General features: G+C 36.6%; 21 protein-coding genes. 6 read left to right on the plus strand and 15 right to left on the minus strand.

Features of this window, described 5'->3' with window-relative positions; genetic code table 11:
- Positions 1–166: 166 nt before the first annotated feature.
- From B6D67_RS09815 to B6D67_RS09825, 3 genes are read left to right on the plus strand one after another with little or no spacing between them, the layout of a single operon-like run.
- A complete protein-coding gene (locus B6D67_RS09815) occupies positions 167–493 on the plus strand; it encodes a PadR family transcriptional regulator (protein ID WP_002982104.1) in 327 nt (108 codons plus the stop codon).
- The gene (locus tag B6D67_RS09820; protein ID WP_010922782.1) at positions 480–1067 is read left to right on the plus strand and encodes a DUF1700 domain-containing protein; all 588 of its coding nucleotides are present in this window, start codon (positions 480–482) and stop codon (positions 1065–1067) included. Before B6D67_RS09815 ends, B6D67_RS09820 begins: the two co-directional genes overlap by 14 nt.
- Positions 1064–2143, plus strand: a complete 1080-nt coding sequence (locus B6D67_RS09825; protein WP_010922783.1) for a DUF4097 family beta strand repeat-containing protein — start codon at positions 1064–1066, stop codon at positions 2141–2143. The genes B6D67_RS09820 and B6D67_RS09825 overlap by 4 nt, the downstream gene beginning before the upstream one ends.
- Positions 2144–2260: 117 nt before the next feature.
- Here B6D67_RS09825 and B6D67_RS09830 read toward each other — a convergent pair whose 3' ends face one another.
- Positions 2261–4534, minus strand: a complete 2274-nt coding sequence (locus B6D67_RS09830) for a YhgE/Pip domain-containing protein (RefSeq protein WP_010922784.1) — start codon at positions 4532–4534, stop codon at positions 2261–2263.
- A 134-nt stretch (positions 4535–4668) separates the two neighbouring features.
- Between B6D67_RS09830 and B6D67_RS09835 the strand changes: the two genes are divergently transcribed.
- Complete coding sequence (locus B6D67_RS09835; protein ID WP_010922785.1) at positions 4669–5202, plus strand: TetR/AcrR family transcriptional regulator; 534 nt, start codon at positions 4669–4671, stop codon at positions 5200–5202.
- Between the two features lie 153 nt (positions 5203–5355).
- Here the strand turns inward: B6D67_RS09835 and rpsD are convergent, their stop codons facing one another.
- The 9 genes from rpsD to mnmA all read right to left on the minus strand — a co-directional run bounded on the left by rpsD (position 5356) and on the right by mnmA (position 16462).
- Complete coding sequence (gene rpsD, locus B6D67_RS09840) at positions 5356–5967, minus strand: 30S ribosomal protein S4 (RefSeq protein ID WP_002982092.1); 612 nt, start codon at positions 5965–5967, stop codon at positions 5356–5358.
- A 290-nt stretch (positions 5968–6257) separates the two neighbouring features.
- Complete coding sequence (locus tag B6D67_RS09850) at positions 6258–7391, minus strand: ISAs1-like element IS1548 family transposase (protein WP_011285737.1); 1134 nt, start codon at positions 7389–7391, stop codon at positions 6258–6260.
- Between the two features lie 631 nt (positions 7392–8022).
- Entirely contained in the window at positions 8023–8295 is a 273-nt protein-coding gene (locus tag B6D67_RS09855; protein WP_002991405.1) for a Veg family protein, read from the minus strand.
- Positions 8296–8311: 16 nt separating this feature from the next.
- Positions 8312–9679 carry a replicative DNA helicase gene (gene dnaB, locus B6D67_RS09860; RefSeq protein ID WP_010922787.1) on the minus strand — a complete coding sequence of 456 codons (1368 nt, stop codon included), beginning with the start codon at positions 9677–9679 and terminating at the stop codon, positions 8312–8314.
- Positions 9680–9708: 29 nt separating this feature from the next.
- Positions 9709–10161: a 50S ribosomal protein L9 gene (gene rplI / locus B6D67_RS09865; RefSeq protein WP_002991410.1), complete on the minus strand. Its 453-nt coding sequence runs from the start codon at positions 10159–10161 to the stop codon at positions 9709–9711.
- Entirely contained in the window at positions 10158–12134 is a 1977-nt protein-coding gene (locus B6D67_RS09870) for a DHH family phosphoesterase (RefSeq protein WP_010922788.1), read from the minus strand. Before B6D67_RS09870 ends, rplI begins: the two co-directional genes overlap by 4 nt.
- A gap of 90 nt (positions 12135–12224) precedes the next feature.
- Positions 12225–14123 carry a tRNA uridine-5-carboxymethylaminomethyl(34) synthesis enzyme MnmG gene (mnmG, locus tag B6D67_RS09875; RefSeq protein WP_010922789.1) on the minus strand — a complete coding sequence of 633 codons (1899 nt, stop codon included), beginning with the start codon at positions 14121–14123 and terminating at the stop codon, positions 12225–12227.
- Positions 14124–14246: 123 nt separating this feature from the next.
- The gene (locus B6D67_RS09880) at positions 14247–14564 is read right to left on the minus strand and encodes an NUDIX domain-containing protein (RefSeq protein WP_010922790.1); all 318 of its coding nucleotides are present in this window, start codon (positions 14562–14564) and stop codon (positions 14247–14249) included.
- Between the two features lie 776 nt (positions 14565–15340).
- Positions 15341–16462 carry a tRNA 2-thiouridine(34) synthase MnmA gene (mnmA, locus tag B6D67_RS09885; RefSeq protein ID WP_010922791.1) on the minus strand — a complete coding sequence of 374 codons (1122 nt, stop codon included), beginning with the start codon at positions 16460–16462 and terminating at the stop codon, positions 15341–15343.
- A 297-nt stretch (positions 16463–16759) separates the two neighbouring features.
- Here mnmA and sdaAB point away from each other — a divergent pair, with 297 nt between their 5' ends.
- Together sdaAB and sdaAA are read left to right on the plus strand one after the other, a co-directional pair.
- On the plus strand, positions 16760–17431 hold the full coding sequence (gene sdaAB / locus B6D67_RS09890) for an L-serine ammonia-lyase, iron-sulfur-dependent subunit beta (RefSeq protein ID WP_010922792.1): 672 nt from the start codon (positions 16760–16762) through the stop codon (positions 17429–17431).
- Between the two features lie 11 nt (positions 17432–17442).
- Positions 17443–18315, plus strand: coding sequence for an L-serine ammonia-lyase, iron-sulfur-dependent, subunit alpha (gene sdaAA, locus B6D67_RS09895; RefSeq protein ID WP_010922793.1), 873 nt, complete (start codon positions 17443–17445; stop codon positions 18313–18315).
- Between the two features lie 412 nt (positions 18316–18727).
- On the opposite strand, the gene B6D67_RS09900 is transcribed toward sdaAA, so the two are convergent.
- The 5 genes from B6D67_RS09900 to pgsA form a co-directional block, all read right to left on the minus strand.
- Positions 18728–19342, minus strand: a complete 615-nt coding sequence (locus B6D67_RS09900; protein WP_010922794.1) for a transglycosylase SLT domain-containing protein — start codon at positions 19340–19342, stop codon at positions 18728–18730.
- Between the two features lie 371 nt (positions 19343–19713).
- Positions 19714–20514 (minus strand): energy-coupling factor transporter transmembrane component T family protein, encoded by an 801-nt coding sequence (locus B6D67_RS09905; RefSeq protein ID WP_002991426.1) that lies wholly within the window; start codon positions 20512–20514, stop codon positions 19714–19716.
- Positions 20507–21349, minus strand: a complete 843-nt coding sequence (locus tag B6D67_RS09910; protein ID WP_002982066.1) for an energy-coupling factor transporter ATPase — start codon at positions 21347–21349, stop codon at positions 20507–20509. Before B6D67_RS09910 ends, B6D67_RS09905 begins: the two co-directional genes overlap by 8 nt.
- A complete protein-coding gene (locus tag B6D67_RS09915; protein ID WP_014407975.1) occupies positions 21325–22164 on the minus strand; it encodes an energy-coupling factor ABC transporter ATP-binding protein in 840 nt (279 codons plus the stop codon). The genes B6D67_RS09910 and B6D67_RS09915 overlap by 25 nt, the downstream gene beginning before the upstream one ends.
- A gap of 1 nt (position 22165) precedes the next feature.
- Positions 22166–22708, minus strand: a complete 543-nt coding sequence (gene pgsA / locus B6D67_RS09920; protein ID WP_002991432.1) for a CDP-diacylglycerol--glycerol-3-phosphate 3-phosphatidyltransferase — start codon at positions 22706–22708, stop codon at positions 22166–22168.

Raw genomic sequence — 22708 nt, forward strand, 5'->3', positions numbered from 1 at the left:
CATAACCAATCCTAGCTTTTTGGTCAACTTATTACTCCTAGTTAGTGATTTTTGATATATATGTTATTTTTTTATATATAAAATATTGACATATCAAAAAACTAAGCTTATACTATATATGTAAAATAATTATATATAAAATTTTTATATATGAAAGGAGCCTAAAATGTATTTTCCAGTATCGGCTACCTTGATTGAATTTCTGATTTTAGCCATTGTCGAAAAAAATGATTCTTACGGTTACGATATTAGTCAAACCATTAAACTAGTGGCTAATATCAAAGAATCCACTCTCTATCCTATTCTTAAAAAATTGGAGAAAGCAGGTTTTTTGACAACTTATAGTCAAGAACATCAGGGACGAAAGCGTAAATATTATGCTGTCACTTCTTCGGGGAGAGCACAGCTGATTTTTCTAAAAAAAGAATGGCAGAGCTATAAATTTGCCTTAGACGGGATTATTGAAGGGAGCTTAAGACATGACAAGGACTGAGTATCTAGCAGAACTAGATAAATACTTGCGCAAACTACCTAGAGAAGACTACCATGAAGCGATGGAATATTATATTGAATATTTTGATGAAGCTGGTCCTGACAAAGAAAGCCAGGTTATCGACGATTTAGGAAATCCTAAGGAAGCTGCCAGTGAAATCATTTCAAATGTTCTAGGAAAACACTTGGCAACTCCCGAGAAAACTCCCAAAAATCGGGCAACAATTATTGGATTAACCATTTTGTCCCTCTTTGCTGCTCCGATTGCTTTACCCGTATTGCTGGCGTTGATTCTCTTTATTATTGCCTGCCTAATGCTCGGGCTCACAGCTATCTTTGCCGCCTACATTTTTGGGCTTGCAGGTATTCTTGTCGCAGGAGTGACCCTGTTTGAAAGCTTGACCTTGATTGGCTCATCTATTCCTGCACAAGCTATGGGCATCGGCAGCGCCTTGTTGTGTTTTGGTGGTGGTCTTCTTATTTGGATTATTGCCACAGCATTCCTTCGTTTTTCAGGACGGGCTTTTGTTGCCTTTATTAAGTGGATCAGTAATAAGAAAGGAGCTCAAGCATGAAAAATATCTCACGCAAATGCTTTATGACCAGTGTGGTATGTATTATTCTAGGAGGCATTCTTCTAGGGACTGGCTATGCAACTGGAGGACTTCAGGACATTAAACACCAAACAGCTCCCAAAAAGGTCATCAAAACATTTGACCAAATAACTGCTCTTGATATTGACAGTTCTGCCTCAACTATTACAGTAGAGACAGGACCCGTTCAAAGACCAACAGTGACCTATTACACACATCCTAAACTTATTGATCCTATCGTCACAACAGTAACAGGTAAGACCCTATCTCTTTCGCAAACACCTAAAGACGTTGTCATCACTGGTGGAATTGAAATTTTAGGTTTTACTCTCAATAATAGTCGTCAAGAGAAGAACTACCGTTCTATTACCATTACTGTTCCTGAAAAAACTAGCCTCAATGAAGTTAAGGCAAGTAATGTCCCACATACCACTTTGTCAAATCTAACTGTCCAAGATATGCAATTCGATGGCAATCTTACTCTTTTACATACCAAAGTCAAGAAAGCTACTATCACTGGTATGTTGGAAGCCACTAAAAGTCAGTTAACAAATCTCGAGTTAAAAGCTGACTATTCTTTTTCAAACCTGACTGATTCTAGTGTGGAAAATGGGACCATCAGCTTAGGAAATGGACAACTAACTACTAAAGATACCACTCTAAAAGCTGTCAATATTCAATCATTACACCCTGGTGGTATAGAAGCCGAGAGAACAACCCTTGAAAATGTGACCTTCACTGTTTCTAAAAGCAAAGAAGAAGAGGAGAACGACTACTATGACAATGATGCTATCTTCACCGCTCATGCCCTTACCCTTAAAGGGACTAATACTATTACTGGTGGTGATATTGATGTTGACATAACCTTGACAAAAGCAAAGGCCATCGCCTACAGAGCAAGGACCGAAAATGGTAAAGTCTCCCTTGGCTCACAGCTGACACCAGCTAAGATTGGTAAGGAATCAACTTCAGATGTTATTTCTTATGTGGCTGAGAATAAAGCAGCTACTGGAAATTTAACGGTTAATCTCAATAAGGGAGACATTACTATCAAATAATCTTAACAAGACAATAAAAAACTTGACAGAAATTGTCAAGTTATTGTCAAAATAAGACAAAAAACAGCATCTAGTGTAACTGCCTTAGATGCTGTTTTTTTTTTGAGGTTATTTTATTTAGACTGTTTTCTTGGGACGATAAATGAGTAGTGCTAATACCATAAATGCCAGTAAGAAACCAGTTAAGACTTTCACTTCTACTCCAATATGACCTGATAATGAAATGGTTTGTCGTAAACCAGATACCACATAAGTCATTGGTAAGAAAGGATGTAACTTTTGGAAGAATGCTCCACTTAACTCAATGGGGTAAGAGCCACCTGAAGAGCCAACCTGAAGCAATAACATGACCAAAGAAGCAAAAGAGCCATATCGATCATCCCAACCGACCAAAGCTGTGACAAGAGCCATAAACGTCCAACCACTTAGCATAATAAATCCTAAGGTTTCCATACCATAACGGGCTTCAAACCCTAATAATTGAATAGCTAAGTAGAGAACAATGGATCCCATAGTCGAAATAAAACCATTAATAACAAATTTTTGTTTAGCCCAATCCCATTTATCTTTGACCGGACGACCAGATAAAGAATTAGCAAAAATGACGTTGGTTGAAAGGGCCACAACCATTAGAGAAACAGCAATCATATAAGGTGCCATCCCGATCCCATTCGTCTTAACACCATCTTTGTCTTTCTCATTTAACACAAGAGGTTTTGCGACAGCTTTAGCATTTTTATCAGTCACAGAAACAAGCGATAACTGCTGAGAGGCTTTGGCTAAGGAACCATTTAAGGTTGACAATCCTGTTGATAATTCAGTCAATCCGCTCGTTAATTGATGACCACCCTGACTCAATTGAGAACTACCATCAGCTAGTTTAGTAGCACCTTCTGATAATTGATGGCTACCATCTAGTAATTCTCCGGACTTGGATGACAAGGCATTGGCACCTTCTGAGAGTTTTATTACCCCAGAACCAATGGCAGTATTATACCTGTTTAATTGTGCTAATCCTGTTGTCAATTGATTACTTCCTGGTAGAACTTGTTGATTTAAGCTACCATTTACCTTTGCTAATCCCGTTGATAATTCAGTTAAAGCAGAACTTGCTCCCGGCAAAGCTTGATTGGATTGATTAGCAATCTGTGCAACAGCTTCCTTAAGTTGCTCCAACTGTTTTGACTGATCTTCTTGAGAGAGAGACTGTAAACTTGTTGACAAAGTTTGAACAGAACTTAAAATAGTTTGGGCTGCAGATACGGTCTGACTTTTATCAGATTGACTGAGGGCCGCAGCTAACTCTCCTTGTTGTTCAGCAGTTAATGATTGGTAAACGCTAGTAGCTTGGAGAGCCGATAATTCTTCATTCTGAGCGGCAGTCTCTTCAGCAATGACTTGTTTGGCAGCTTGAGCGATAGCTCCTAAGCTATTACCTAACTCATCAGCATTAAGGTTAGGGGGTTGCAATGTTGATAGCTCTGTATTTAGTTGCTGAATGCCTTGATTTAGGACTGGTAGTCCTACAATTAAGGATTGAATTCCCTTAGCTTTCTCGTCAGAAAGTGTTGTTGCTTGTGTCAACTGTGAAAGACCCTGATTAAGCTGAGAAGCTCCCTGGGATAACCTAGAAACCCCATTCAGATAATTGGGGATGTCCGTTGATAATGTTCCTAACCCATTCTTGACTTGGTTGACACCATCTGTATAGGTAGTCAAACCTGATGTCAATCGACCAGTACCTTGTTGAAACTGTTGGCTAGCACCCGTTAAGGCTGCTAAGTTCGTCGAAAGTGTTTGACTCCCCGCCTGAGCAGTCTTCGCTCCTGAAGCAAGTGCTTGACTTCCAGCTGAGGCTTCTTTTAATCCTGATTGGAGGTCTGTCATACTGCTAAAAACTGCTGAGGTATAAGTCTTCGTAATGTTTTGCGAAACAGACTCTTTCAGCTTAGCCATCGCTGTTTCCCCCATCTTAGCAGCGACCATTCCATGTCCTTTACTCGTTTGGTAACGGATAGTTAATTTTTGGGGTTCGGGATTTAATAAGGTTGCTGCCCGTTGAGAAAGATCTTCGGGTAAAGTAATAACCATATAATAATCACCTTCTTTAAGTCCCTCTTGAGCTTGCTTAGCTGAGACAAAATGATACTCTAAATCTTTACTTTTAGACATCTTGTCCACCATATCATTCCCAATTGTCAATGACTTATCAGCTCTCTTTGCAGGCTTATCATGATTAACAACAGCAATGGGAAGGTCATTGACCCGACCATAAGGATCCCACATTGAGCCTAGAAAGGATAAATTATATAAGGCAGGCACTAGGGCCACACCAATCATTGTAATCATTAATTTTGGATTTTTAATAAGTGTTTTCAATTCTTCTAACATATTTTCTCCTAAAATGGACATACTGTTCAAAAATTATGATAAAATATATTATACAATTTAAATTTAAATTTACAAGAGAAAAAAATTCACTTTTGGACATTATGTCTAAAAGTGTTCAAAAGGAGAGATGGTAGATGGTCAACCGTAAAGAAAATACGAAGCAAGCAATTTTAAAAGCAATGGTTATGTTACTAAAAACCGAAAGTTTTGACGATATTACCACAGTTAAATTATCTAAAAGAGCTGGAATTAGTCGCTCTAGTTTTTACACACACTATAAAGATAAATATGAAATGATTGACTATTATCAGCAAACCTTTTTTCACAAATTAGAATATATTTTTGAGAAAAAATATCAAAATAAAGAACAAGCCTTCCTTGAAGTATTTGAATTTCTCCAAAGAGAACAGCTTCTCTCTTCCCTTTTGTCTGCTAACGGTACTAAAGAAATACAGGCCTTTATCATCAATAAAGTTCGCCTACTCATCACTACTGATTTACAGGACAAGTTCAGTACCGAAGAGTTATCTCAAACGGAAAAAGAATACCAAAGTATCTACTTAGCCCATGCTTTTTTTGGTGTCTGTCAAAGTTGGATTGCTAAAGGTAAAAAAGAATCACCTCAAGAAATGACACAATTCGTTCTCAAAATGCTTACGAGTACCTAAATAATAACCCTTACGAAAGTATCATTTTACAAGTCATCAGCCTTAGTGATAACTTTTTTAGAAGCCATAGTAAAATGAAGGGATCAGGATAAATTTGTTATGAGATACAAAAAAAGCCTATTAAATAGGCTTTTTGTAAGTTTAATCTTAAAATTAAAGCATTTTGTTATAGAATTCAACGACAAGTGCTTCATTGATTTCTGGGTTAATTTCATCGCGTTCTGGAAGGCGAGTCAATGAACCTTCAAGTTTTTCAGCATCAAATGATACGAAAGCTGGACGTCCAAGAGTAGCTTCAACAGCTTCAAGGATTGCAGGTACTTTCATTGATTTTTCGCGAACTGAAATCACTTGACCTGGATCAACGCGGTATGAAGGGATATCAACGCGTTTACCGTCAACAAGGATGTGACCGTGGTTAACGAATTGACGTGCTTGACGACGAGTAGTTGCTAAACCTAGACGGTAAACAACGTTGTCAAGACGACGTTCTAAAAGAACCATAAAGTTGAAACCAAGAGTTCCTTCTTTGATTTTTGTAGCTTGAACGAACAAGTTACGGAATTGTTTTTCACCTAAACCGTATGAGAAACGAAGTTTTTGTTTCTCAGCTAACTGCAAACCATATTCTGAGAGTTTGCTACGGTTGTTTGGACCGTGTTGACCAGGAACGTAGTTACGACGTGCCAATTCTTTACCTGTGCCTGTAAGTGATAAACCAAGGCGACGTGATTGTTTCCATGATGGACCAGTATAACGTGACATATTACATGTCCTCCTCTAAATTTTTTGAGGAAATAACGGTTTAAAAAATCCTGATTCGTGCAGGGGGTTTTCGCCTAAACAGCAAAGGTTACTTGAATAGATAACCACCTGTTGACGAGCTTCATATTTTTCTGCTGTTATTTCGCACAAAGAACAGTTTACCATAAGAAAGTTGTTTTGTAAAGTCAGTCTATCTATCATCTCACGCCGTACGCATGAAAACTTTCTCTTCATCCTTTTGTGCCCGGACATCAATTTTGAAAAGATTCCTTTTTAAATCAATCATCTGCTTAGCCTCTTTCTCCAAATAATTGGACTAAATAATCTTCCAAATGGACAGAAATATACCGTTGTTTGCGACGATAACTGAGGTCTTTTTTAGGAAATACCATCACTTTGAGAAAATATAAGCACATTTTTCGGATAAGATTTAGGTTAAATGCGGCTCTTTTATCCAATGTCTGATGATGATCTTCATGATAAACAACGTCCAATAACCAGTGCATACTCTCTATCTGCCAATGACCTCGTACACAATTGGCAAATGTGAGGACATCCGGCTTAAAGCTAAAGATAAAATAACGATTCTCTTGACTCAGCTGACCATCCTTATCAATCGTGTTACGAGTCATCCCAATACCACGTAACTTATGCCATTTGGGATAATTTTGACACAACCATTTGATATCGGAAGACACCCAGTATTCTCTAACTTCAATCTGTCCCCTAGATTTTTCAACAGTCTGATAATACTGTGCATTTTCTTGGAGTTCTTCCAATAAGTTGACATCACTAAAATAAAGAGCAATATCATCATAAAGTGTTTCTTGATTTCCTTTGACGGCTAAGCAATAGTCTGCTTTACCTTTTATAATCGTATCAACGATAGCCGTCTGCGTGCCCATTGCGTCTATCGTTACAATGCTTTTACGGATATCAATTGTCCGCAATAGCTGAGGGATGGCAACAATTTCATTACTTTTCTCCTCAACCGCTACCTGTCCCAAACTAAGATGATGACCCCCATCATAAGCCGTTACAATATGAACAGGCTTCTGATTTTTACCTCGATTGCCTCGAATCGTTTTACCGTCCACTGAAATCAGTTGATGAACGGCATCTAAGCTTGTCAATGATTGCTCAAATTGAACTTTAAGCTCTTTTAAACGGTCTGAATTAACAAGACTAATCACACGCTCTAAGGTATCATGAGACGGACAACCTTCACTCAAATCAACGTAGGTCGCAAACAATGGTTCATTCATTTCAATAAAATCTTCCATCTCCTTCCAGGTTTCAATGCCAGCTAACTGACAAACGAAGACAAGAAATAGAATGGTTGATAAGGGGTAGCGAATTTTCCAAGATTGACGACTATCCAATTCAACTGCGCAATCATCAATAGAAATAATAAAATCAATCATCGTAGTCACCTCATCTATAGTGTACTACTTTGATTGATTTTGTCATTATGAATCTAGTTTTCTGAAAACAAAAGTTTCTTCATGCGTTTGGCGTGTCTATCATCTGATGATCAGTTTAATATTTTAAGGTCAGATATGAGACGAACCACCACTGATGAATTAAGAAGACTATATTATAAGAAGTTATAGTTATGGTAATAAAGACAACTGTCATTAACAAAAAATAATTTAAATGCTAATTTGCAGTTCTTAAACCTTGACTGTTTTTTTCTTAGCTCTCTATCAAAAGCACTTCACTGGAAACTCTTAATGGCTCTGAAATGGCTAGTATATTGTATTTATCAGGGGAGGTTTACTCGTTTGTTCACTTCAAGATAGTTTTACCGGATACTTCAAGCTCCTCTATTAATTACACTTGTGTCAAAACTTTATTTCACGATAATCTTTTAACCTTAGTACTAAGATCATTTGCTTAACCATGGTGAAGACCTCTTTTTTCCTTCAATCTAACCTAAAAATATTATCTTTTATAGGAATTTTTTCAAAATAAAAAGAATACAGGCAGAATAATCTTCTATCGCTAATAATTATATCAATTTATTGTAAAGAAAAAGCCTCTATGAGGCAAAAATCAATCTAAATAACGAATTAATGTTTTTTCTGTCAAAATATCTGAATAGGTGTATGATTCGACATAAGAATTATCAATTGCTCCTGGAGTATCAGAGCTATCACTATACTCAATGATAAAGAGTGAACTGTAAACTTCAATAAGCCTACCAATTTTATTTTTTTCCCGTTTCCGTCCATTCTCAAGGGTTAATTCTACTAACTGTCCTTCATGGGCTCTTATGTCCTCTTTAATTTTTTTCATTTTTGCAACATCTGTAAATGCATCGCTCATTTTTTGTCTCTCTTTCTTATCTTTCTTCAAACTGGGCTATACTTGAGAATTTGTTGTATTCTTTTTGGAACATCAGTTTGACTGTTCCACGCGCCCCAGCTCTATTTTTCTCGAGGATAACTTCAATTGTGTTATCTTCAACAGCTTCTTCAGCATCATCACATTCTTTACGGTAATAATCGTCCCGGTATAAGAAGGCTACAATATCGGCATCCTGCTCAATAGATCCTGATTCACGAATATCTGATAAAACTGGTCGTTTATCTTGCCTTTGCTCAACGCCACGAGAAAGCTGACTTAGGGCAATAACTGGTACTTTCAATTCTTTAGCTAGGATTTTAAGCTGTCTTGAAATATCTGAAACCTCTTGCTGACGATTTTCGGGTTTAGTTCCTGTAATCAACTGTAAGTAGTCAATTACAATGAGACCTAAACCACCATCCACTTCTTGAGACAATTTCCGTGATCTTGCGCGGATTTCAGTAATTTTAATCCCGGGCGTATCGTCAATATAAATCGGTGCTTCTGCCAAAGCTCCCTGAGCAATTGTTACATTATTCCAATCCTGATCTGTGAGTTGCCCTGTTCTTAAACTGTGCGAATCAACCATTCCTTCTGCTGCAAGCATACGATCTACTAAACTTTCAGCACCCATTTCCAAAGAAAAAATAGCAACAGTCTTTTTTTGCTTAGTCCCCACATTTTGCGCAATATTAAGAACAAAGGCAGTCTTCCCCACTGCTGGCCGAGCAGCTAAAATAACTAATTGATCTGGGTGTAAACCTGTTGTAATCTTGTCAAGGTCTCTAAAACCAGTTGGTAAACCTGTAACATTTGAAGTCTGCTTAGAACGTGCTTCTAAAGCCTCGTAATTAACTTTTAGCACATCTGAAATTTTGCGAAACCCACTACGATTACTATGTTCATTGAGTTCAATTAAAGCTCTCTCAACTCCAGCGATAACCTCTTCTGGTTTTAAAATTTCATCATAAGCTAGGTTGACAGATTCTGTCAACCTAGCAATAATATCACGCAACATAGCTTTCTCAGCTACAATTTTAGCATAATATTCTGCATTAGCACTAGTTGGGACACTATTAACTAGTTCAACAATATAGGATAAGCCACCAATACTTTGCAGATCATCTTGATCATCTAGGATTGTTCTTATAGTGGTTGCATCAATGGCATCATTACGATCGCTGAGGGTAATCATTGCCCGAAAGATAATTTTATGAGCGTACTTATAAAAATCGTCTGGACTGATAAATTCTCTCACTGCAATCAGCTTATCAGGTGAGATAAAGATTGACCCAAGAACAGATTGCTCTGCTAGTAAATCTTGGGGTTGAACTCGTAATTCAGCTACTTCAGGCAACCTCATAACCTCCAAATCTTGTGATGTTTTTTATATTATGCTTCTGTGATAGCCAATTTAATCTCAGCTGTTACTTCCTTATGTAATTTCACAGGAACTTCAATTAGACCAATGGCGCGGATAGGATGATCTAAAACAATATGACGTTTATCAACTTTTACACCAAATTGCTTTTGCAATTCTTCTGAAATCTTTTTAGCTGTGATGGAACCAAATGTACGTCCATCTGGACCAACTTTTTCTTGAAATTGAACACGTGTTTTGTCCTCATCCAAAACAGCCTTGACAGCTTGAGCTTCTGCTAATATTTCAGCTTGAGCTTTTTCTTCAGCTTTTTGTTTTCCTTTTAATTCACCGATGCTTTGACTAGTTGCTTCTTTAGCTAAATTTTTCTTAATAAGGAAATTTTGAGCATAGCCTGTTGGGACCTCTTTGATTTCTCCTTTTTTACCTTTTCCTTTTACATCTGCTAAAAAAATAACTTTCATGATTCTACTTCTCCTGTTTCTTTCATTGTCATATTAATAGTTTTCAATAATAAGTACTTCGCTTGGGGAAGACTGATATCCGTTAACTGACAGGCAGCAAGATTAAAGTGGCCTCCTCCACCTAATTTTTCCATCACACGTTGAACATTGATTTTACTACGACTTCTAGCTGAAATAGCAATCTTATGAGAAGCTGTTTCAACTAATACAAAGCTAGCCTCAACGTGAGCCATTGACAGTATCGTATCTGCAGCTTTACTAGCAATAACATTGCTATAAAGATGATTTTTTTCTCCTGCAGCTACAATGATACTGTCACCAAGACGTTCTCCTTGTAAAATAATTTCATTTATTTGCTTATATTCTTCAAAATCTGTTGCGGATATATTTTGAATTTCAACACTATCACTTCCTTTGCTTCTTAAGTAACTAGCGACATCAAAGGTACGACTTGTCACTCGCGTAGAAAAATTTTTAGTATCAAGCATAATACCTGCCATTAAAACACTGGCTTGGATCTTATTTAAACATTTTTTAGCATTTTGAAATTGAATTAACTCAGTGACGAGCTCCGCAGCACTACTTGCTCCACTTTCAATAAAAGTTAAGATAGCATTATCAGGAAAATCATCATCTCTTCTGTGATGATCAACTACAATAACATTTTGAAACTGTTCATAAAATTCTTTAGAAAGTGTTAAAGATATCTTAGAATGGTCAACCATTACTAAAAGTGATCTTGGAGTCACTAAACCCATTGCTTGAGAAACACTGATTAGACGAGTCTTTCCGTCAGCCTGCAATCGCTCAATAGCCCTTTCAATATCTGGACTCATCTCATCTGGATTGTAAACGGCAAAACTATTTTCAATAATGTTACCTGCGAAAAATTGCATACCAACAGCTGAACCTAGTGCATCCATATCAAGTTTCCTATGTCCAACAATAAAAACATTGTCCACCATCTTGATTCGATCTGAAATAGCTGTCATCATAGCACGGGTACGTGTTCTTGAACGTTTAACTGTAGAAACAGACCCTCCCCCGAAATAAATTGGATTCGTATGATCCGCATTTTCACGAATGACAATCTGATCACCACCACGAACAAGCGCAATATTAAGATTCTCAAGAGCTACCTGTCCAATCTGGCTATGATTTTCTTCACCAAAAGAAATTCCTATGCTGAGTGTTAAAGGGCGCTGAGCATCTTGAGCTTCTTTACGAAACTCTTCTAAGACAGAAAATTTATTATCCATCAAATCATTTAATGTTTTAAAGTCTGTAAAGAAATAGTAGCGATCCATATTAACACGACGGTAAAAAATCCGTTTTGACTCCATAAACTCATCAATGAAGTTAGCTACAAATGAATTAATTTTTGAGGTATCTGCATCTGATAAATCATCAGTGATATCATCATAATTATCAACCGAAATAATGCCAACAACCGGTCTTAACATACTAGCATCAGCTAATTGCCTGTTTCCCACAAAGCTATCAAAAAAATAAAAAATTCCTGATGATACATCAATATAAGAAGTGTATTTATTACCAGAAACTTCAAATGTTTGAGAAATATCTTCACGACGTTTTTCCGTAATAATTTGCTGAATCAAACCGTTTTGTATAAAACCCTCTTCAGTTGTAAAAATTAATTCTGCATAAGGATTATACCATTCTACAGCGTTGGTCTCTTGATCAAATTGAACTACTCCAACAGGCATATTATCAAGTAGCGTTTTTAGGTTATCTTCTGTTTGTTCATTTAAGAGCTCAATATGAGCTAAGTCTGATAATTGATAAGCTTCTTTTTGATACCATAAAAGAGCAACAACAAATAGCAAAACGAGAAAAATAGCTAATAATATTAATATTTTTGATTGCATAATACTGACACAAAGTGCCAGCAGTCCAAATAAAATCAATCCCATCATAATCAAATGAATGGTTTCAAAACGAAATTTTTTCATCTTTATAACCTCTTAAGCACACATTATACCATAAAAAAGCCCTGAAATACAGAGCTTCCACTTGCTTTGAGATTACAATTTCATTTCCATTTAATATTTTCGATGAGCTTTTCCGTTTCCTTCTAAATAAATCATCAAGATACTGATGTCCGCAGGATTGACTCCTGAAATACGACTAGCTTGTCCAATTGTTTCAGGATTAATTTTCTTAAATTTCTGACGCGCCTCAGTTGCAATAGAATCAATAGCATCCCAATCAATATTTGTAGGAATACGTTTTTCTTCCATGCGTTTCATCTTAGCAACCTGATCTAAAGCTTTGCGAATATAGCCTTCGTACTTGATTTCTGTTTCTAAAAGTTCAATGATTTTAGCATCTAAATCTTCAGCCGCAGGACCAACAAAAGAGACTGCAGTCGCATAATCAATTTCTGGACGACGCATGAATTCTTTAGCAGTCATCGCATCGGTTAACGGTTTGAAGCCTAGATCTTGAACGCGGTCATTGGTTTCTTTAATCGGTTTTAATTTGATACTGTTCAGACGTTTTAATTCGTTATCAAATTGGTTTTTCTTAATTTCGAAGGCCTTCCAACGCTCATCATCAACCAACCCAATGTCGCGACCAATCTCTGTCAAACGCATATCAGCGTTGTCATGACGTAAAATCAAACGATACTCAGCTCGCGATGTCAACAATCGATAAGGTTCCAAGGTTCCTTTGGTAACCAAATCGTCAATCATAACGCCAATATAGGCATCGCTCCGTTTCAAAATAAGTTCTGGCTTACCTTGAACTTTCAAAGCAGCATTGATTCCAGCAATAAGTCCTTGGCCAGCAGCCTCTTCATACCCAGAAGTTCCATTAGTTTGCCCAGCCGTAAAGAGTCCTGAAATTAGCTTGGTTTCAAGTGTGGCACGTAGCTGGTGAGGTAAAACAATATCATATTCAATAGCATAACCAGTGCGCATCATTTCAGCCTTTTCAAGTCCTTTGATCGAATGAATCAAATCTTTTTGGACATCTTCTGGAAGACTCGTTGACAACCCTTGAACATACACTTCTTCTGTATCACGCCCCTCTGGCTCTAAGAAAAGTTGATGACGTTCTTTATCAGCAAAGCGAACAATCTTATCTTCAATAGATGGGCAGTAACGAGGGCCTACACCTTTAACAATGCCAGAAAACATCGGTGCTCTGTAAAGGTTCTGATTAATGATATCATGACTAGTTTGATTCGTATAAGTCAACCAGCAGGGAATTTGATCTTTGAGATAATCAGCATCTTTTGACATAAATGAAAAATGATTAGGTTTGTCATCACCTGGCTGAATTTCCGTTTGATCGTAATTAATAGAAGATGCTTTGACACGAGGAGGCGTTCCTGTTTTGAATCTGCCAATTTCTAAGCCGAGTTTTTTTAAATTATCTGCTAAGGTTACTGATGCCAAACTATTATTAGGCCCAGAAGAATATTTGAGTTCTCCTAAAATAATTTCGCCACGCAGAGCTGTTCCTGTTGTCACTACAACTGCCTTAGCTGCAAATTTTTGTCCTGTGGCTGTTAAAACACCTACAACTCGTCCATCTTCAACTAGAATATCATCAATCATCGTTTGGCGAAGAGTCAAATTAGCCTGTTTTTCAACCGTATGTTTCATTTCACGCGCATACAGGGATTTATCTGCTTGAGCTCGGAGAGCGCGTACAGCTGGTCCCTTACCTGTATTAAGCATTTTCATCTGGATATAAGTTTTATCAATATTTTTACCCATTTCGCCGCCAAGAGCATCAATCTCTCTAACCACTATCCCTTTGGCAGATCCTCCAATAGAAGGATTACACGGCATAAAAGCCAACATATCAAGGTTGATTGTTGCCAATAAAGTTTTACAACCCATACGACTAGTGGCCAAACTGGCTTCAACACCAGCATGACCTGCACCTATGACAATGACGTCATAGCTTTCTGTAAATTCATGTGTCATTTTTTTAAAATCCTTTATTTCAGTCTATTCATTTAAAATCATACGCTTTAGTTTAGCCTTCAATACGGACAATATGTCCTGGCCATTTAGCCAACTCGGTTTGTAAAAACTCAGGAACAAGATTCATTTGATCCAGTTGATTGATTGGAATCCATTCACAAACCTGTCGCTTGCATTCTCTATCATTTCTAGTTTAGGGTCTTCTAAGGGGCTTACCAAATAATGAAATTCAATATTATGCCAGAAAACATCATCGATATCAAAATGATTCTCAACCATAAAAGCCAGTTGATTAACCTTAGCTCGAATACCAACTTCCTCTAAGGTTTCACGTAAAACAGTTTCATGCGTTTTTTCACCTACCAAACTTGTACCACCAATGGTGTAATATTGGTCATCTGCATCTCTAGTTAAAAAATTCTTACCATTTCTAACAATCAAGCACTAGCTCGTAAACTAAAGTTATCTGACCTCTAGTGATTCTAAATTCCAGTCCTATTAGCCATCTCATTTCTAGAGCTAAACCATAAAAAGGGCCAAAACCCTAGAAGATTGCAGGACAAAAAAACCTACAACTTTCATGAGCTTTGACCATCATTCCGATTGTTACTATCTATTTTAAAAAAAATGATTAGTGATTGTCAATATTGATTTCATCACAGACCTTTACAGTAATGTCAATGTTTTTACAACTCTGTCAATCTATTGTAATGTTTTTAAAATGATTACAAAAGTATCACTATGTCTAATCTAGCGAGGCGAGAAATAAAAATGTCATCAGTATTATCATACGATTTTTTGATATCTTCTAAAGTAGTAAAATACAGATACTGTTGTTTCTAAGTCTACAAGTAAGAACGCCGATAACAAAACCATAAAAGTATAACTAGGAATTTCCAATAATTTTTTACACATTTAGTATTAGATAATAGGTACTAATAATCATGAAATAATCTGTTTTACGAAATACCTAATCATCAAAATATCTGTTGTAATACTAGAGAAAGTGAGTCTCATGATCGTATGATTTCTACAGTAACTAATAAAGTAATGACTCAACTTTTACGAACTATTTTTAAAAATAATGTGATTATATTTAAAATATACAGATATCATAAATTAATCCATTAACGCATGATTGGCTTTTATAAATAATATCATATGATGTCAAAGGAATTGTTGAATGTCCCTTTCTTTTTATCTTAATAAAAGATTCATTAAATGTACTGACAAGGCTGCCCATTTTTATAAGCCATGTCAATCATACCACCACCAAGGCATTCTTTTCCGTCATAGAAAACAACAGCTTGACCAGGAGTAATCGCGCGCTGTGGCTCTGCAAAAACAACTTCTGCCTTATCTCCTCGAACATGCACCGCCACGTGTGAATCGGGTTGACGATAGCGAAATTTAGCAGTACATTCAAATGTGAACTCTTCTGGCATCTCACGTGTAAAATGGATGACTGAGGCGTCAAGACTATTTGACATTAGGGCTTCATGGTAGAAACCTTGACCAACGTATAAAATATTTTGCGACAAATCTTTACCGACAACAAACCAAGGTTGATTATCCCCACCATGCTGACCACCAATGCCCAGACCCCCACGCTGACCAATAGTATAATACATAAGGCCGGCATGTTCTCCCATATCGCGACCATCAATAGTCATCATGCGACCTTTTTGTGCCGGTAAGTACTGGCTCAAAAACTGTTTGAAATTCTTTTCACCAATAAAACAAATACCTGTTGAATCTTTCTTTTTAGCCGTTGCAAGCCCTGCTCGCTCAGCGATTTCTCTAACTTCTGACTTTTGCAAATGACCAAGGGGGAATAAAGTCTTTTGTAGTTGTTCCTGTGATAGTTGACTTAAAAAGTAGGTTTGGTCTTTGCCATTATCAGCTCCACGTAACATGTGAACCGTACCATTTTCATCACGCTTGACTTGAGCATAGTGTCCCGTTGCTACATAATCTGCACCTAAAGTCATGGCATAGTCAAGGAAAGCTTTAAATTTTATTTCCTTATTACACATGACATCAGGATTTGGAGTACGACCTGCTCGGTATTCGGCCAAGAAATATTCAAATACTCTGTCCCAATATTCTTTTTCAAAATTGACTGAATAGTAAGGAATACCGATTTTATCAGCAACGGCTGCTACATCTTTGTAATCTTCAGTAGCTGTGCAAACACCAAATTCATCTGTATCGTCCCAGTTTTTCATGAAGACACCAATAACATCATAACCTTGCTCCTTTAAAAGTAGAGCTGTTACAGATGAATCAACGCCACCACTCATACCAACGACAACACGTATCTTTGAGTTATCTGTCATAAAAAATTCTCCCATCAATAATAAGATAGAAAAAGATAATCATCATATTATGAATATTATGATTCTTTTTCTTATCAGTTAACGTACGATTGAAGGTCGTCGTTTTCAAAAGTCGATTTGAAGGTCGATTTTGAAGCGCCATCAGCGCAAACCTTATTATAACAATTACTGCGTGGAATGCCAATCATTTTATTGCTCAATAATTTTTTATTATAAAAATAATTTTTTATAATTATATTGCTGTTTTTTGATATTTTTTTGTTATAATAAACATAGAAATAAAAAACGGAGTTGCCTATGAATACACAAAAATTTCAATCAGTTTTTGACATCATTGGGCCAGTAATGATTGGTCCATCAAGTAGTCACACAGCTGGTGCCGTCAGAATTGGTAAGGTAGTCCATTCCATCTTTGGAGATATTCCTGATGAAGTGACGTTTCACCTTTATAATTCATTTGCTAAAACCTACAGAGGACATGGTACTGATAAGGCTCTTGTTGCAGGAATTATGGGTATGGGTACTGATAATCCTGATATTAAAAATTCTCTAGAAATTGCTCATCAAAAAGGGATAAAAATCTATTGGGATATCTTAAAAGATAGTAATGCTCCCCATCCCAATACTGTTAAAATCAGTGTCAAAAAAGCTGACAAAACACTTAGTGTTACTGGTGTTTCAATTGGAGGAGGAAACATTCAAGTAACAGAACTAAATGGTTTTTCTGTCTCGTTATCCATGAATACTCCTACTATAGTTACTGTACACAAAGATATTCCCGGAATGATCGCAAAGGTAACTGATATCCTATCTTCCAATAATATTAATATCGCCACAATGAATGTTACACGTGAATCCGCTGGTGAAAAAGCTACTATGATTATAGAAGTCGATTCTAGAGAGTGCCAAGAAGCAGCCAACCAAATTGCAAAAATTCCTCATATTTATAATGTCAACTTCTTTGACTAGAAAGGAAAGCTATGTTTTATACTATTGAAGAACTTGTCAAACAAGCTGACCAACAATTTAATGGAAATATTGCTGAACTCATGATTGCCACGGAAGTGGAGATGTCTGGAAGAAATCGAGAAGATATTATCAAAATCATGTCACGCAATTTACAAGTTATGAAAGCAGCTGTAACAGAAGGACTAACCTCAACCAAATCTATCAGTGGTTTGACAGGGGGCGATGCGGTCAAAATGGATAACTACATTAAAAAAGGGAACAGCCTTTCTGATACTACTATTCTTAATGCTGTTAGAAATGCTATAGCTGTAAACGAATTAAATGCTAAAATGGGACTTGTCTGTGCAACACCCACTGCAGGAAGTGCAGGATGCTTACCAGCAGTGCTCGCAACAGCTATTGAAAAACTTGACTTATCAGAAAAAGAACAATTAGAGTTTTTATTTACTGCAGGAGCTTTTGGTCTTGTTATTGGAAATAACGCCTCTATTTCTGGTGCAGAAGGTGGATGCCAAGCAGAAGTTGGTTCTGCAGCTGCTATGAGTGCAGCTGCTCTTGTTAAAGCAGCCGGTGGAACATCTCATCAAGCTAGTCAAGCTATTGCGTTTGTTATCAAAAATTTATTAGGACTTGTCTGTGATCCTGTTGCCGGCCTAGTAGAAGTGCCTTGTGTCAAACGCAATGCCCTAGGAGCAAGTTTCGCCCTTGTCGCAGCTGATATGGCTTTAGCTGATATTGATTCTCAAATTCCTGTTGACGAAGTTATTGATGCTATGTATCAAGTCGGCTCTGCCATGCCAACTGCTTTCCGTGAAACAGCAGAAGGTGGTTTAGCCGCTACTCCAACTGGACGACGTTACAGCGTAGAAATATTTGGCGAATAAATAGATAGTTAGAAAAATTCTTAGAAATATTTGAAAGCGTTTTATTTTTCTGCTATATATTCACTAAAATGACTAATAGATAGCTATCAAGCTATGTTGTTTCCCCTTAGAAACAACTTCTAGTAAATTGTTAAAACTCAAAAGTGTAGTAGTGTAAAATACTGAAAATTGCTAATGACCTTATAAACATTTAAGAGTTTTTTTCCTGCTTGTTATCAGTATAACTGCCTTAAATATCAGAGGCACTTAAGTGCTGGTCAGTTTTCCTAAATAATACGAGCTATATTCCCGATAAGGCAATGTTTTGTTTTGAGACTAATTCATCACTACAAATCATAAAGACAATTAAATACCAAAAACCTATTGTTAGTAAATACTAACAATAGGTTTTATTTCTTCCAGCCATGTTTATTTAGTAACCCCAAGCTGATAAACCTTGTGCACTATAGGCTTTCAAGGCTGCATTGACTTGATCTTCAACCGTTGCTGTAGAACCCCAACCTGGCATTGTCTGGAACAACCCTGATGCCCCAGAAGCATTAGCTGCGTTAGGATTTCCATTAGATTCACGCGCAATTATATGTTCCCAAGTTGATTGTGGAACACCTGTTGCTGCTGCCATCTGTGCCGCCGCTTGACTTCCTACAATACCAGCAGTATTTCCATTGGAAAGTACCACATTGTTTGGATTATAGGCTACTGAAGATACCTGCTGAACAGTTTGAGTCACTTCTTGCTGAACAACCGGTACTTCCTCTGTTACTGTCGGAGCTACAGAGTTTTCTACTGTGGGAATAGGCTCCGAAGCAATGCTCTTTGCTTTTTCTTTGCTTTCTTCTTTAGTAATAGCATGATTATTTTTTGGAGCCTTGTCGATTGTTACCATTTTACTTTCTGACTTCTTAGCATAAGACTTAGTATCAGCATTTTTACTTGAGAAGGCAAAAATGATGGCTAATATTGTTAGAGCTAACGCTACTAATCCAAAATTAAAATAACGTTGTTTTAAATTTTCTTTCTTAAACATTCAATAATACCTCACTTTTCTCCGTTATCCATAATATCTTTTAATTATTACCTCGTTATTGAAGATATATTAAAAATATTACAACTACATTGATATTATAAGAAGTTGTAAAAAATCATAAAACTCTTCTTCTTAGCAACATTAAAAAGCGGGATAATATCATTAAACTAAGAATTTAGTTCTGTATTGAACAGGACTCAGTCCTTTTAGATTTCGTTCGATTTGTTATTATTGGGAGGATTAATATAGTTGAGATAGCGGTTTTCAATTCCTCAAATGAAGAAAAGTACCTCAATCATTAGATATTGTATCTAACTTTTGAGGTACAATTCACTTCTTACTAATAAAGAAAAGTTTTGTGCTAAAAAATATTACAAAGAGGTTTTCAAGAAAAAAAGTAGCAAACCCAATAAAGAAACTATTCCAATAGCTAAACTATCTTTTAGCTGCCAGTCTAATTGACGATATTTAGTTCGCCCTTCTCCTCCCTGATAACCTCTAGCTTCCATAGCAATAGCTAATGCGTCGGCTCTTTTAAAGCTTGAAGCGAAAAGAGGGATTAAAATAGGAATAATGGATTTAACTTTTTGAATTAAATTTCCCTCTCCAAAATCAACTCCACGGGCCCTTTGTGCATTCATAATACGCGTGGTATCATCCATTAAAGTAGGCACAAAACGTAAACTTAAAGAAAGCATTAGTCCGATCTCGTGAGCTGGAACTTTAAATCTTGTTAAAGGTTTTAATAATGATTCAACTGCATCAGATAGGCTTAAAGGTGTTGTCGTCAACGTTAACAGCGTTGAAAAGAAAATAATTAGAACGAAACGCATAAAAATTAAAATAGCTTGGCTCAATCCTAAATCAGTTATGCTAATGAACCACCAACTAAAAATTACTTTTCCTCCTTGTGAGAAAAACATCTGAAATAAAGTCGTGAAGAGGATAATACCAATCATTGGTTTAACCCCATTTAAAAAGAAAGACAACTTGATTTTTGACAAAAAAACAACTGCTAAAGTAAAAGTCAACATCAACAAATTTGTCACAACATTGTTAGCCCAAAAGATAATGACAATATAAATAATCATCGCTAATAATTTACTTCTTGGGTCAAGACGATGAATGAGAGAATCTCCGGGAATATAACGACCAAGAATCAGCTTATCCATGTTTTAGTACCTCTCTTAGCTCCTCTAAGGTAATAGGCAAAGAAGAGATAGGTATTCCTCTATCAACAAGCCTTTGAGCAAGTTTAGTCACCTTAGGAACTCCTAACTGTTTTTTCTCAAGCAAACTGACTTGTTGAAAAATTGTTTTGGGTTTTCCTGATAAAATAATTTTACCTTTGTCAAGAACATATACAAAATCTGCGTAATTGGCCACATCATCCATCAGATGGGTTACTAAAACAATAGTCATGCCAGATTGGTGTAACTTTTTAAAAATAGTCATTAATTCTTTACGCCCTTTAGGATCAAGACCAGCAGTCGGTTCATCTAAAACTAAAACCTTTGGCTGCATAGCAAGGATACCCGCAATAGCAACACGACGCATTTGACCCCCTGAGAGTTCAAATGGATTCTTTTCAAAAAGATTTTCTGAAATCCCAACAAGAGCTAGTTTTTCACGCGCTAAAGCTTCTGCTTCCTCCGGAGAGACCCCAAAATTTTGAGGGCCAAAAGCAACATCTTTCAAAACTGTCTCTTCAAATAGTTGACTTTCTGGAAATTGAAAAACTAATCCTACATGTTTTCGAATAGATTTAATCTCTTTATTTTTAGAGTGATTCGTTATATCTTGTTTATCTACGCTGACAATTCCCGTTGTCGGAACGTGTAAACCATTTAGCAATTGCATAATGGTCGATTTCCCGGATCCAGTATGTCCGATAAAAGCCGTATAAGAACCATCTAAAATATCTAAATTAATGTTAAAAAGGGCACGCCCTTCAAAAGGAGTCCCTGCTTGATAAGTATAACTTACATTTTGGAGATTAATTGACATAACTGATTTTCTAATTCCTTTTCTGTGAGATATCCATAGTCAACAGGATAACCTTCTTCTTGAAGCATCTGTACAACAGATGTTGTAAAAGGGATATCAAGACCTAATTGGAGTAGTTCATCCCCTCTTGCAAATAATTGTTCTGGTGTTGATGTTGATTCCACTTGACCATCTTTCATCACTAAAACTCTATCACTAAGAGCAACTTCATCTAAGTCATGAGTAATGGAAATAACAGTCAGCTGGTAGTCGTCACGGATGTTTTTTATAGTTTTGATTAACTCTAATCGTCCTTTAGGGTCAAGCATACTAGTAGCTTCATCTAAAATAATAATTTTAGGCTTCATAGCAACTGCACCTGCAATAGCTACGCGCTGTTTTTGGCCACCAGATAAACGGGCTGGTTCTTTTTCTTTAAAGTTCTGCATGCCGACTAACTCTAAAGCATGATTAACCCTCTCTTTTATATCTTCATGTGCAATACCTTTATTTTCAAGCCCAAAAGCAACATCATCTTCAACAGTTGCTCCAACAAACTGATTATCAGGGTTTTGAAAGACCATACCAATTTTATGACGAATTTCCCAAACATTAGTTATGGTTAGTAGATCTCCATCAACAATAATAGACCCTGATTCTGGTTCCAATAATCCATCAATTAACCGAATAGTCGTTGATTTACCAGATCCATTATGGCCAATGATAGACAGCCACTCACCTTGTTTCACATGAAACGATACGCCATCTAATGTTGGTTTTTCTTGGTCTTTATGGTAATTAAATGTAACTTTTTTAAGTTCAATAATAGCTGACATGTTATTTAAACGTATCCTTAAAAAGAAAGCTTGCTCCTTTAAAATAATCATATCCAGAATAAATAGTGAAAAAAAGAGCAATATAGAGTAAGACGTTTCCTAGGAATATCCAATGGCAAAGTAATAAAATAATAGACAACATTTGTGTCGCTGTTTTGATTTTTCCCGGCATAGCAGCTGCAAGGACCTTTCCTCCGGTTTCAACAAGTAGTAATCGAAGACCAGTTACTGCCAATTCTCGGCAAATAATAACAGCTGACACCCACGCAGGAACTAAGCCAAGTCCAACTAACATGATAAAGGCACTCATGACAAGCATCTTATCTGCTAGAGGATCGGCAAACTTTCCAAAATTACTGGCTACATGCCACTTACGCGCAAGATACCCATCTAGATAATCGGTAAAACTGGCAATTGCAAAAATCACAGCTGCAAAAATATGCCACCCCACCTTATTAGATGAGGAAGTAATAAAAAGAAAGAAAGGAATCATTGCGATTCGAACAAGAGTTAATAGATTAGGAATATTTTCTTTTTTTATCAT

It is taken from the genome of Streptococcus pyogenes, assembly GCF_002055535.1.
GTDB classification, from domain to species: domain Bacteria; phylum Bacillota; class Bacilli; order Lactobacillales; family Streptococcaceae; genus Streptococcus; species Streptococcus pyogenes.